We start from the raw sequence: 269 nt of genomic DNA, 5'->3' as shown, positions 1-269 counted from the left end.
GCCACCCCATCGGTCAACGAAGGCGGTGAAATCACCTACACCGCCACCCTGACCAACCCGGCCGGCACTGCCATGACCATCACCCTCAGCAATGGTGAATCGATCACCATCGCGGCGGGTGAGACTTCGGGCAGCGTCACTGTCGCGGCACCGGACGACGATGTGTACCTCGACGCCGGACAGGTCGAAGCCACCATCACCGGCACCAGCGGTGGCGACTTCGAGAATCTGGCTGTGGATAACACCCCGGCTGTCACCGAGGTCAATGA

The 269-nt window shown here is 62.8% G+C and carries 1 protein-coding gene; it reads left to right on the top strand.

What is annotated here, in order from left to right; translation table 11 throughout:
- The coding region (locus tag M2D63_RS25800) for an immunoglobulin-like domain-containing protein (protein ID WP_285865890.1) at nucleotides 1-269 on the top strand (269 nt) is incomplete at both ends.

The sequence above is a fragment of the Pseudomonas sp. BJa5 genome, from assembly GCF_030272875.2.
Lineage (GTDB): Bacteria > Pseudomonadota > Gammaproteobacteria > Pseudomonadales > Pseudomonadaceae > Aquipseudomonas.
The sequence above is the reverse complement of the archived record's forward strand: the minus strand, read 5'-3'. Positions and strand labels throughout refer to the sequence as shown.